Source organism: Pseudomonas sp. LBUM1664 (genome assembly GCF_059695895.1).
On sequence record NZ_CP166791.1, the window covers coordinates 1,402,864 to 1,414,968 of the forward strand.

13 protein-coding genes are annotated in these 12,105 nt (G+C 58.7%); 12 read left to right on the forward strand and 1 reads right to left on the reverse strand.

Annotation, left to right across the window (positions count from 1 at the left end):
* Positions 1–50 precede the first annotated feature (50 nt).
* From ACA047_RS06595 to ACA047_RS06630, 8 genes are all read left to right on the forward strand, one after another.
* Positions 51–1,619: a phage tail protein gene (locus ACA047_RS06595; RefSeq protein ID WP_497357762.1), complete on the forward strand. Its 1,569-nt coding sequence runs from the start codon at positions 51–53 to the stop codon at positions 1,617–1,619.
* The gene (locus ACA047_RS06600) at positions 1,606–2,844 is read left to right on the forward strand and encodes a DNA circularization protein (RefSeq protein WP_497357764.1); all 1,239 of its coding nucleotides are present in this window, start codon (positions 1,606–1,608) and stop codon (positions 2,842–2,844) included. Before ACA047_RS06595 ends, ACA047_RS06600 begins: the two co-directional genes overlap by 14 nt.
* Before the next feature lie 3 nt (positions 2,845–2,847).
* Positions 2,848–3,888 (forward strand): phage baseplate assembly protein, encoded by a 1,041-nt coding sequence (locus ACA047_RS06605; RefSeq protein ID WP_497357766.1) that lies wholly within the window; start codon positions 2,848–2,850, stop codon positions 3,886–3,888.
* Between the two features lie 101 nt (positions 3,889–3,989).
* The gene (locus ACA047_RS06610) at positions 3,990–4,499 is read left to right on the forward strand and encodes a phage baseplate assembly protein V (protein ID WP_497357768.1); all 510 of its coding nucleotides are present in this window, start codon (positions 3,990–3,992) and stop codon (positions 4,497–4,499) included.
* Entirely contained in the window at positions 4,499–4,897 is a 399-nt protein-coding gene (locus ACA047_RS06615) for a phage GP46 family protein (protein ID WP_497360246.1), read from the forward strand. Before ACA047_RS06610 ends, ACA047_RS06615 begins: the two co-directional genes overlap by 1 nt.
* Positions 4,887–5,927, forward strand: coding sequence for a baseplate J/gp47 family protein (locus tag ACA047_RS06620; RefSeq protein ID WP_497357770.1), 1,041 nt, complete (start codon positions 4,887–4,889; stop codon positions 5,925–5,927). The genes ACA047_RS06615 and ACA047_RS06620 overlap by 11 nt, the downstream gene beginning before the upstream one ends.
* Complete coding sequence (locus ACA047_RS06625; protein ID WP_497357772.1) at positions 5,915–6,514, forward strand: YmfQ family protein; 600 nt, start codon at positions 5,915–5,917, stop codon at positions 6,512–6,514. The genes ACA047_RS06620 and ACA047_RS06625 overlap by 13 nt, the downstream gene beginning before the upstream one ends.
* Before the next feature lie 11 nt (positions 6,515–6,525).
* Complete coding sequence (locus ACA047_RS06630) at positions 6,526–8,106, forward strand: hypothetical protein (RefSeq protein WP_497357774.1); 1,581 nt, start codon at positions 6,526–6,528, stop codon at positions 8,104–8,106.
* Positions 8,107–8,352: 246 nt separating this feature from the next.
* On the opposite strand, the gene ACA047_RS06635 is transcribed toward ACA047_RS06630, so the two are convergent.
* Positions 8,353–9,201 carry a WaaZ-like lipopolysaccharide core biosynthesis protein gene (locus tag ACA047_RS06635; RefSeq protein ID WP_497357776.1) on the reverse strand — a complete coding sequence of 283 codons (849 nt, stop codon included), beginning with the start codon at positions 9,199–9,201 and terminating at the stop codon, positions 8,353–8,355.
* A 130-nt stretch (positions 9,202–9,331) separates the two neighbouring features.
* On the opposite strand from ACA047_RS06635, the gene ACA047_RS06640 reads away from it, so the two are divergent.
* The 4 genes from ACA047_RS06640 to recA all read left to right on the forward strand — a co-directional run bounded on the left by ACA047_RS06640 (position 9,332) and on the right by recA (position 12,098).
* On the forward strand, positions 9,332–9,877 hold the full coding sequence (locus tag ACA047_RS06640; RefSeq protein WP_497357778.1) for a glycoside hydrolase family 19 protein: 546 nt from the start codon (positions 9,332–9,334) through the stop codon (positions 9,875–9,877).
* Positions 9,874–10,389, forward strand: coding sequence for a lysis system i-spanin subunit Rz (locus ACA047_RS06645; RefSeq protein ID WP_497357780.1), 516 nt, complete (start codon positions 9,874–9,876; stop codon positions 10,387–10,389). Before ACA047_RS06640 ends, ACA047_RS06645 begins: the two co-directional genes overlap by 4 nt.
* Positions 10,390–10,461: 72 nt before the next feature.
* Positions 10,462–10,962, forward strand: a complete 501-nt coding sequence (locus tag ACA047_RS06650) for a CinA family protein (RefSeq protein WP_497357782.1) — start codon at positions 10,462–10,464, stop codon at positions 10,960–10,962.
* Between the two features lie 83 nt (positions 10,963–11,045).
* Positions 11,046–12,098, forward strand: coding sequence for a recombinase RecA (gene recA, locus ACA047_RS06655; protein ID WP_497357784.1), 1,053 nt, complete (start codon positions 11,046–11,048; stop codon positions 12,096–12,098).
* Positions 12,099–12,105 lie beyond the last annotated feature (7 nt).

Below are 12,105 nucleotides of genomic sequence, written 5' to 3' on the forward strand. Positions count from 1 at the left end.
GAATCCCTGGAGCACGCGCAACGGATCAATGCGATGCAGCAGGTGCAGTGATGGCAGACACACAAAAGGTAGAGAAAAAAGCGGTGCTGCTGACCGGTATCGATGAGCTGTCACCCAAGCTCGCCGGCCTTCGTGCGAAGGTCGAGAGCTTCAAACAGAACCTCGACGCTACCGGGCTGGGCAGCCTGGATATTTCCGGACTGCTCCAGGGCGGTGGCCTGGCTCGACCCTTCGTCGAAGGGATCAAGTCGGCGGTGGCATTCAAGGGTGAAGTCGGCGCGGTGAACGCGGCGGCCAGCACTGTCCAGGCACCTGAGGCGACCCTTGTGGCGGCGCAAAACCTGGATGGATTGAAGACTTCCATCAGCAATGTATCGGTGCAGTTCGGTTCGGCGCTGGTACCAGCGGTCAACGCAGTGGCAATCGGTTTGCAGCCGATGGTCAACGGCGTGGCCCAGATGCTGCAAGACAACCCGCAACTGGTGCAGGGCCTGGCCGCTGGCGTCGTGGCGTTCAGCGCGATACAGACGGCGGTCAGTGGTGCGAGCCAGGCGCTCGAAGTGGTCAACCTGGCCTTGAAGATGAACCCCATCGGCTTGATCGCCATGGGCATCGCCTTGGCGGCAGGGTTGATCATCGCCAATTGGGAACCGATCTCGGCGTTTTTCGCCGGGCTGTGGCAGAAGCTTTCTCCGATCGTTCTGCCGATGGTCGAGTTCTTCAAGACAATGTTTGCCTTCACCCCGATGGGACAGGTGATCAGCAACTGGGAGCCGATCAGCAGTTTTTTTAGCGCGATCTGGAATGTGATCGTGGCGGCGGCGATGCCTGTCGTTGGTTTCATGCAGACGTTGTTTGCGTGGTCACCCTTGGGGCAGGTCATGGCTAACTGGACGCCCTTGACTGGGTTGTTCTCGGCGATCTGGGATTTGCTCAAGGCTCTGACTGCGCCAGTGATGGACGCCTTGAAAGGGCTGTTCGACTGGACGCCGCTGGGTCTGATCATGGCCAACTGGGGCACGATAGGTGATGTCTTCGCCGGAATCTGGGAAGGCATCCGCAACCAGGTGTCGATCATGCTGGCGGTGTTCAGCGGCTTGTTCGACTGGTCGCCCATCGAGGGGCTCACCAAACAATGGGGGCCGGTGGGCGAGTGGTTCACCCAATGGTGGGACGAACTGCAGGGCGTCATTGCGCCGATCAAGGCGTTCTTCAACGGCGGCTTCGGCGATGTCATCGCCACGTTCACCGGCAAGGTCGAAGGACTGACCGAGGCGCAACAAAAGACCAATGCCGAAGGCCAGGGCGAGTTGGCACCGGCGTTTTTTGGCGGGGCCAGCGAATCGCGCCCGGACCTGTCTTCCAACCTTGCGCCTGCACCCGGCAACCTGCCGGCGAGCACTTTATCGGGCGCGTTGCCGCAAACCTCCAGTGCCCTGGTGCAACAAAGCGCCGCAAACAATCGAACGCAGCTTGAAGGCGGCCTGACCGTGCGCTTCGAAAACGCGCCGGCCGGGTTACGCGCTGATCCGCTACAGACCAACCAACCGGCCTTGGCGGTGAGTTCGCGTATTGGTTATCGCTCACTTTCTGCAGGAGGTTCCAATGAGCTGGCGTGATCGTTTGTTGCCGGCGTCGTTTCGTGGCGTCGGATTCTGGGTCGATCAGGCAAAAACCCCGGTCGGTCACAAAGGCCAGCTGCACGAATATCCACAGCGTGACCAGCCGTTTTTCGAAGGGCTGGGCCAGCAGGCGAAGCTCCATGAGCTGACCGCGTTCATCGTCGGGCCCGATTGCCTGGAACAGCGCGACAAGTTGCTCAAGGCGCTGGAGCAAGGCAGCGGTGAGCTGGTGCATCCGTGGCTGGGGCGCATGCAGGTGAAGGTGGGCGAGTGCGACATGACCCATACTCGCCAAGACGGCGGGCTGGTGACGTTTGCCCTGAAGTTCTACCCCGACCAGCCACTGCAATTCCCCTCGACCACGATCAACAGCCAGAAACTGCTGCTGGTGTCGGCCGACAGTATGCTGGGCTCGGCGGTGCAGCGCTTCGAAGACGCCATGACGTTGATCAAGGCCGCGCGGATCGGCGTCGCTGACCTGCGCAACAGCCTCAAGGATGTGTACGGCGTCATCGAACAGGAACTCAAGCCGTTGATCGAGACCTATAGGCAACTCAGCGACCTGGTCAAAGCGGTGAAAGAGCTGCCCAAGGAAGTGGCGGTCGAGTTCAAGGGACTGCTGGGTGACATCCAGGAATTAAAGGACTTTGCCCGTGACGGCTATCGCGGCGTGATTGCCAGCGTGTCGCAACAGGTGGAAGCCATTCGCAAGGCAGACGCCCCCAAGCTCACCACCGGTAAAGACACCACTGCGGCGGCTCAGGCTGTGACCGATCTGGTGCAGGACACGCTGCTGGTGCAGGCCGCGCAATGGATTGCGGCGATGCCAGTGGCTACGCCGGTGATCAAGTTGGGCGCCATTCCGTCGGTGGCGCAGCAGGCGGTGCAACCGATCCAGCGTCGGGATGTGCCGGTGGCCGACGACGTACTGGCCCTGCGCGATGCCCTCAACGAAGCCGTCTGGCAGGCCTCCCTCAAGGCCGATCCGGATCATTACCAGGCGATGAACAACCTGCGTCAGCAAATGGCCGCGCATCTGACGGCGGTGGCGTCGTCCGGTGTAAGACTGATCAACCTGTCGTTCAAGCAAAGTCTGCCGGCGCTGGTGGTGGCGTATCAGCAATTTGCCGATGCCACCCGAGTGACCGAAGTGACCCAGCGCAATGGCGTGGCTCATCCTGGTTTCCTGCCGCCCAATGACTTGAAAGTGTCGGGGGAGTAAGCCATGAACGAACTCGATAACGCTGTCACGCTCACTGTCGGCGGGCTGGATTACGGCGGCTGGAAAAGTGTGGAAATCAGTGCGGACCTGGAGCGCCAGTTTCGCACTTTCAAACTCGACATTACTTGGCAATGGCCGGGGCAGACTCAATCGGTGCCGATCCGCCCGGGCGATGAATGCCAGGTTCGCATTGGTTCAGACCTCGTGCTCAGCGGCTACGTGTTCAAGGCTCCGGTCAACTATGACGGTCGCCAGATCAGCCTGAGCATCGAGGGTGGTTCCAAGACACAGGACTTGGTGGACTGCGCGGCGATTAATCGCCCGACCCAATGGCGCGGGCAAACGGTGCTGAGCATTGTCCAGGCCCTGGCGTCGCAATACAGCGTGGGGGTGGTCAGTGAAATCTCTGAAACCGCTCGTTTGAGCGAACACAGCATCGTGCCGGGTGAAACAGTTTTTCAATCCATCGACCGTTTGCTGACGTTGTTCCGGGTGTTTTCCACCGATGACGCCGAAGGGCGCGTTCTGCTGGCCAAGCCCGGCAGCGGCGGGCGGGCCACGGATGTACTGGAGCTGGGTAAGAACATTCTCTCGGGCAACGCGCCGATGGACTACAGCCAGGTGTTCTCCGAATACCGGGTCATCGGCCAGCATAAGGGCAATGATCAGCAGAGCGGGGCGGCGGTGAGTGAAGTGTCGGGCACCGCCACCGACCTGAGCTTCAAACGCAAACGGGTGACGGTGATCAGCGAAAGCACCCAACTGACCTTCGAGCTGGCCCAGCAACGGGCCGATTGGGAAAGCGCCATTCGCACCGGCAAAGCCCTGACCACTACCTATCGCGTGCAAGGCTGGCGCCAGGCCAATGGCAACTTGTGGCGGCATAACACCTTGGTGCGGGTGATCGACCCGATCCTGGGGTTTGACGGCGACATGCTGATTTCCAAAGTGACCTACTCGCTGTCCGGACAAGGCTCCGTCACTACCCTGCAAGTCGCCCCGCCCCATACCTTCGACGCGAATCCGACGGCCCCAAAATCCTGAGCACATGATCGTTACCACGCAGAGCGTGGGAACGATCATCACTCCGAATTCCTGTGGGAGTCGCCAAATTACTGTTCAACCCGATTCCGAAGGAACCCCCAATGAGCCTACTGACCCGCCTTCTGGCGCGCGGCACTGTCGTGCTCGCCAACTCGGCCACCAAGTTGCAATCGTTGCAAATGCGCCTTACCGCCGGCGAAGTGAACGACGACATGGAGCACTTCGAACCTTACGGCTTCACCAGCAATCCGCTCGCTGGCGCCGAGGGCATCGCCACGTTCCTGGGGGGCGACCGCTCCCATGCTGTGGTGCTGGTGGTCGCCGATCGTCGCTTTCGACTCACGGCCCTGGCCCCCGGCGAAGTGGCGATCTACACCGACGAGGGCGACAAAATCCATTTCAAGCGCGGCCGTGTCATCGACATCGAAACCGCGACCCTGAATATCCGCGCCAGCAACGCGGTGAACGTCGACAGCCCCGTCATTAACCACACCGGCAAGATCGTTTCCGAGGGCGACCAGATCGCCGGCGGCATCAGCCAGATCAAGCATGTGCATGTCGGCGTACAGGCCGGCAACGATCAGACCGGCGTGCCGGCGGGAGGCCAATGATGTTCATCAGCCAGAACATGAACGCCGCGCTGACCCGCTCGGTCCTGATCAGCCTGTTCTCCTGGCGCCGCGCTGCTGACGACGATGCCGTCGATGACGAGGAACGTTTCGGCTGGTGGGGCGACACATTTCCTACCGTCGCCGACGACCGCATCGGCTCGCGGCTGTGGTTGTTGCGGCGGGTCAAGCTGACCCGACAGACCCAACTCGACGCCGAGTTCTATGCCCGCGAAGCCCTGCAATGGCTGATCGACGACGGCCATTGCAGCGCCATCGACATCATCAGCGAACGCCTCGACGCCCAGCGCCTGAACCTGCGCACGGTCCTGACCCTGGCCGACGGCGAGCGCCTGGACATCAACCCCGATAACAGTTGGCAGGTGACCTATGCCGTTTGAAACCCCTTCGCTGCCGGTGCTGATCAAGCGCGCCCAAAGCGACCTGGCCAGCGATTCGCTGCGCCAGTCCGATGCCCAAGTACTGGCCCGCACCCTCGGCGGCGCGGCCTATGGCCTGTATGGCTACCTGGACTGGATCGCCGAGCAGATCCTGCCGGACAAGGCCGACGAATCCACTCTGGAGCGTATCGCCGCCCTGCGCCTGAACCAGGCGCGCAAAGCAGCCCAGGTGGCCAGCGGCAGCGTCAGCTTCACGGCCACCTCTGGCGCGGTGCTGGATATCGACACGCTGCTGCAATCCACCGATGGTCGCACCTACAAAGTGACTACCGCCCGCACCACGAGCAATGGCCTGAACAGCACCACTATTGCTGCACTCGACGCCGGTAGCCTGGGGAATGCCGATGCCGGCCTCGTGCTGACGCCGGTGCAGCCGGTTCTCGGTATCGGCAGCAGCTTCACCGTGCTGGCGCCGGGGCTGACCGGCGGTGTCGCCCGGGAAAGCCTCGAATCCCTGCGTGCGAGGGTGATCCGCTCTTACCGCATCATCCCCCACGGCGGCTCGGCCCAGGATTATGAGACCTGGGCGCTGGAGTGCCCCGGCATCACCCGCGCCTGGTGTCGCGGCAGTTACTTGGGGCCTGGCACCGTTGGCGTGTTCGTCATGCGTGACGACGATCTACAGCCGATTCCCAATGCCGAGCAACTGGAGGTAGTCCGGGCCTATATCGAGCCGCTGCGCCCGGTAACCGCCGAGGTGCATGTGATGGCACCGATGCAGATGCCGGTGACCTACAGGCTGCGCATTACCCCGGACACCAGCGCCGTACGCGCCGCCATCGAGGCCCAGTTGCGCGACCTGCATAACCGTGAAGCCGGCCTTGGGGAAACCTTGTTGCTGACCCACATCGCCGAAGCCATCAGCAGCACCACCGGTGAAACCGACCACAAACTCACCGCGCCGAGCGCCGATGTGGTCGCCGCCAGCAATCAACTGCTCACCTTCGGAGGTTGCGTATGGCTGGAATAAGAACCGCCGAGCAATACCACGCCCAACTGCGCAGTCTTCTACCCAGTGGCCCGGCATGGGACCTGGAGCGAGTGCCGGAGCTGGAGCCAGTGCTCGAAGGCATCGCCCAGGAACTGGCTCGCCTCGACGCCCGCACCGTCGACTTGCTCTACGAAATGGACCCGTCTGGCGTGAGCGAACTGGTGCCGGATTGGGAGCGAGTCATGGGGCTGCCAGATCCTTGCCTTGGTTTAAATCCTCTTTTTGAAGACAGGCGCTTGGCCGTGCGTCGACGCTTGATCGAGATGGGGGGCCAGGACCGGGCTTACTTCATCGAACTGGCCATCAACCAAGGCTACCCGAACGCGACCATCACCGAACATCGCGCTCCTCGGATGGGGCGTTCTCGTTTTGGTTCTGCGCATTTCGGTACCTGGTATGCGCAGTTCATATGGACGCTCAACACCGGTGGTCGTCAGCGCAAGGGCCGGCGCTTTGGCGTCAGTTATTGGGGGGAACGCTTCGGTGTTAATCCGGGCAGCCCGATCGAATGCCTGATGCATCGGCTAGCGCCGGCGCACACCGTTGTACATATCAATTATGACTGAGGAGTAAGAACGTGGATTATCCGATTAGTGTGCCGAGCATCGGCTTGGTAGATGGCAAGTTTGTAGACGAAGATCTCTTACTGGGAACACCGGGTTCTTTGATCCCCGCGCAGTGGGGGAACGCAGTGACCGAAGAAATGTTGAATGTCCTTTCTGCGGCTGGTCTTTCACCGGATGAGCTGGACAATACTCAGCTTGAAGTCGCGATTCGCCTTATCAACCAACAGCCAGGGCTGCTGACTTCCACGGGTGCCGCCAACACGTATGCCGCTGCAAACACTCCGCCGTTAAAGGCGTTCCCGGTGAAAGGCTTTTTGCAGCGAATCGTAATCGCTACCCCGAACACCGGCCCTGCGACCTATGCGCCAGATGGTCTCGCGGCAAAGCCCATTTACGGGCTTGGTCTGCAACCGCTGCAGGGAGGTGAATTGCCTGCTGGCGTGGCCGTTCTGATGTACTTGGTACAGGCTGGGATCAATGGTGGTAATGGGGCCTGGATCGTCATTACGTCGTTGGGCGGCGCCTTGCAAATTCCCAAGGGCACCAAAATCAATCAGGCGGTCAACCTGTCCCAGCTGGGTAGCTTCAGCAACCTTTTAGGGACGGCCACAAGTACAACGCTTGGCGCCAACAATACGGGTCAGCTTGTTGTTGTCACTGCTGCGGGTACCACTCAAACGTTGCCGCCGGTTTCTGGATTTGTTCCGGGCACGGCAATCACGATTGCTGCTTGGGCGCCGTGCACAGTAAAGGGGAGTGGTTCAGAGCAAATTGCCAACGATACAGGCGCCTCGAACAATGCTCTCCAGATTAACCCTGGCGAACAAATAACGCTCGTGAGTAATGGGATTAGCTGGTACACGGCTTCATATACGATGAAAACCATCCGTCATTCTGGGCGTCGTAATATCTTGATTAACGCTCGCGGCACGATTAACAAACGTGCATATGTAAGCGGGACTGCTACAACTGGAGCGAAGCAGTTCTGTGTTGATAGATGGTATGTCATTACTTCTGGTCAAAGCGTCAGTTGGTCCGACTCAGGCGGTGTAAGGACTTTCACGGCACCTGCCGGTGGTGTCGAGCAATCTATTCGGGCGCAAAATGTGTTTGGCGGATCGTACGTGCTGTCATACACCGGCACTGCTGTGGCGACGGTTAATGGTACAACTGTGGCCAATGGTGCAACAGTCACACTGCCGGCCAATACCATTGCTGCGCTTCGCTTTTCGAGTGGTACTTTTAGCAGTCCGCAGCTTGAGCTTGGGACTTTTGCGACGTCATTTGACTTTCCGAATGACGAGCAAGAGGAGCTTATATGTCAGAAATATTATTTTCGCCCGAATACTGTTTGGCTTGTTTCTGGCAATGCCACCGCTGCGTCACAGCGAATTTCGGATGGAGTGTTTTTTTATCCCTCAATGATCTCCACCCCCATAGCAACAACTAGCACTGGCGCGGGTGTAAATGTCGCTATTGGCACGTTGAGTGTTACCCAGACTGGGCTTACGCAACAGGCGACATCCGTCACCTCGGGGCTGTCTAGTTACTCGTTTTCTGTAATATCTCTGGATTCTGAATTTGTTGTATGAGTGGTGGGTGATAGCGTCTGCTTATCATTTTTCAAATTATCCGGAAACTATTAAAGGTTGATGGCTATGTAATCCTGACTTTGCCCGAGGACAGGGCGGCGCGCTGGTCGCGCTACCTGGCTAGGTAGATTTAATAACTAAGTCATTGGCGCTCACACTACCTCAGGGATCGTCGGGTTAAACCGTAGCTCCCTGCAATTACATGTCCGTCGTGGTTTTTGGTGAACCATGCACGGGAACGTGGCGCTACTGGGTGTGACAACTTACTTGTTCAGTCACAAGCATGTGCCTCACTTCATCAAGACCTATTTTCTTAATAACATTAGCGGGAACCCTAGAGGAGGCAGATAAGTTATAAACCTGAAAATTATCATCAACGACGTGCTTGGACATTAGTTTCAACGACGGCAGGATTCGGGTGTGATAGTGCTGATCCAGGCCGCAGGGCGATCGGTTGCTTTGGGGCGTTTCATAGAACCGGCCTGCCGTCTGGTTCAAGTCGAAACCCACAAGGAAAACTTTGTTGAATCCAAGGTGGTAGGCGGCCTGTAATGCTAAATACATGACGGTCCGAGCATCGAAGCAGCCAATGGCCAGGTCTTTGCTGAAACCGATATCTTTGCTTCGCTTACTCAACAGAGATGTTTTTCTAATGAGGGCGTTTTCTCGGTTGAATAAGCTCGTGAAGATTGAGGCTCTTGGCGCTTTTTTCAGGCTGAAGGCCCGCCCGCTTGGCTTGGATTCAATAAGTTCAAACTGATCTTCCCGCAGGGCAACGTTTTCACTGAGCCGCATGGCGGTTGCAAATAAATCCGGTTGTTGGCGTGGGAACTCATTGTCTGAACAGATATAAAAGAAAGGTTTTATATCGGTGTCAGTGAACATGGAGATGGCCCCGTTCATGGTGATCATCGGAATGGTTGAAAACTCATGGATGGGGAAATCTTTTGCTGATTGACCTGAGGCGATAATAAAAGCCGGGCCGCTTTTTATGTTCTTGCATTCACTGAAGCTCATTGGCTTGAGGGGGGCGCTAGATGGTTCTTCAGTGAACGATTGTTCTAAAATTTTCGACGTGCCCATTTGCGGTTCCATTTCATCGGTCAGATGATCGCGTTTGCGTTGTTATGCCAGCGTGCAATTTTTAAATCTGCTATTCAGTAAAAGATAGCCCATTTCCGATTTTTTCAATAACTGTCCTTTTAACTGCGTTAAGGAGAACGCCGTGCCAATCACACAAGCTCAACTACTGTGTATCCTCCCGAACGCCGGTGCCAATGCCGGCGTTTTTGCACCTGCCCTGAACACCGCCATGGGCCGTTACCAGATCGTCGGCCCGAAGCGTGTCGCAGCGTTCATTGCCCAGATCGGTCATGAGTCCGGTCAGCTACGTTACGTGCGAGAGCTGGGCAATGATGCCTACCTATCGAAATATGATACCGGCCAGTTGGCCTTGCGTCTGGGTAATACGTTCGACGCGGATGGTGACGGCCAGAAGTATCGGGGCCGGGGGCTGATCCAGATTACCGGCCGGGCTAATTATCAAGCCTGCGGCGAAGCGCTGGGCCTGGACCTGCTTAATGAACCCGGGTTGCTGGAACAGCCCCAGTGGGCCTCGCAGTCGGCGGCCTGGTTCTGGGCGACCCATGGGCTCAATACCCTGGCTGATGCCGGACACTTCGACAAGATCACGCAGCGGATCAACGGTGGGCAGAACGGCGCGGCGGATCGGCGGGCCTTGTATGCGCTGGCGCTGAAGGTGCTGGAATGAGCCCGGCCGGATTGAAGTTCGCCCTGGCGGTCGTGCTGGCGCTTTTGCTGCTGACAGTCGGTGTGACGTGGAAAGTTCAGGACTGGCGCTACGGCAAGGCATTGGCCGAGCAGGCCAGGCTACAGGCCGAGAGCCTGAGTCAGCTGACCATGGCGGCTGCCACTTCGCAGCAGAACGAAATAGATAAACGCATGGGTCTGGAGCAGCAGTTGTCCGCCAGCGAACAAACCCACTATCGAGCCTTGAGCGATGCCCAACGTGATCAGGATCGCCTGCGCGATCGCCTTGCTACTGCCGATGTCCGGTTGTCAGTCCTCCTTGACGCCGACGATGTTGCCGCCGGTTGTGCAGTGCCTGCCGCCCCCGGCGCCGGCCGCGTGGATCATGGCGCCCCACGCGCCCGACTTGACCCGGCGCATGCTCAACGAATTATCGCCATCACCGACGAAGGTGATCGCGCATTGATCGCCTTGCAGGCGTGCCAGGCCTACGTCAGAGCGCTGGGTCAGTAGTCTGCCGAGCCTTGCAAGCTTCGAATGCTCGTGTACGGTAGACCTCACTTGCGTCGAATTCAGGAGAGCACCGTGGACGACATTACCGAACTGGCCGCTGAACTGGGCAGGCGCTTGCAGGTGCTCAATGCCCATGTCACCACGGCCGAGTCCTGCACCGGTGGCGGGATTGCCGAGGCGATCACCAGGATTCCCGGGAGTTCGGCGTGGTTTGAGGCCGGCTATGTCACCTATTCCAATCGCCAGAAGACCCAGCAGTTGAATGTGCCGGCGGATGTGTTCGGGACGGTGGGGGCGGTCAGCCGCGAGGTGGTCGAGGCCATGGCGCGCGGTGCCCAGCACAAGAGCCTGGCGCGTTTCGCCGTAGCAGTCAGCGGCGTGGCCGGGCCGGACGGTGGTTCGCCGAGCAAACCGGTGGGCACCGTATGGCTTGCCTGGGGCGTCGGCGAAACGGTGTTCAGTGAGCAGCGATTCTTTCCAGGCAACCGCGACGAGGTCCGCCGACAAACGGTGAAGGCCGCGCTAGAGGGGCTGCTGCAACATGCCGCCGCAGAAATCTCAAATCAGGGGTAGGCGATCCTCAATCGCTGTGGAATAATACTGGCTACTTATACAGGTGTTGGCCGTCAGGCCTTATTGATTACGTGAGGACTTTAATGGACGACAACAAGAAGAAAGCCTTGGCTGCGGCCTTGGGTCAGATCGAACGTCAATTCGGCAAGGGTGCCGTAATGCGTATGGGCGATCAGGACCGTCAGGCTATTCCTTCCATCTCCACCGGCTCCCTGGGCCTGGACATTGCGCTTGGCATCGGCGGTCTGCCAAAAGGCCGTATCGTTGAAATCTACGGTCCTGAATCTTCCGGTAAAACCACGCTGACCCTGTCCGTGATCGCCCAGGCTCAAAAAGCCGGCGCGACCTGCGCCTTCGTCGACGCCGAACACGCCCTGGACCCGGAATACGCTGGCAAACTGGGCGTCAACGTCGATGACCTGCTGGTTTCCCAGCCGGACACCGGTGAGCAGGCCCTGGAAATCACCGACATGCTGGTACGTTCCAACGCGGTCGACGTAATTATTGTCGACTCCGTGGCAGCACTGGTACCGAAAGCTGAAATCGAAGGTGAAATGGGCGATATGCACGTGGGCCTCCAGGCTCGCCTGATGTCCCAGGCCTTGCGCAAAATCACCGGTAACATCAAGAACGCCAACTGCCTGGTGATCTTCATCAACCAGATCCGTATGAAGATCGGCGTGATGTTCGGCAGCCCGGAAACTACCACCGGTGGTAACGCACTGAAGTTCTACGCCTCGGTTCGCTTGGACATCCGTCGTACTGGCGCGGTGAAAGAAGGTGATGAGGTTGTTGGCAGCGAAACCCGCGTCAAGGTTGTGAAGAACAAAGTGGCTTCGCCGTTCCGTCAGGCTGAGTTCCAAATTCTTTACGGCAAGGGCATCTACCTCAACGGTGAGATGATCGACCTGGGTGTGCTGCACGGTTTCGTCGAAAAATCTGGCGCCTGGTATGCCTACAATGGCACCAAGATCGGTCAGGGCAAGGCCAACTCGGCCAAGTTCCTGGCGGACAACCCGGAAGTTGCAGCAGCCCTCGAGAAGCAGCTGCGTGACAAACTGCTCAGCCCAGTTGCGGACGTTAAGGCTGTGGCTAACCGCGAGACCGCTGCCGACCTGGCCGACGCTGATATCTGATCGATTC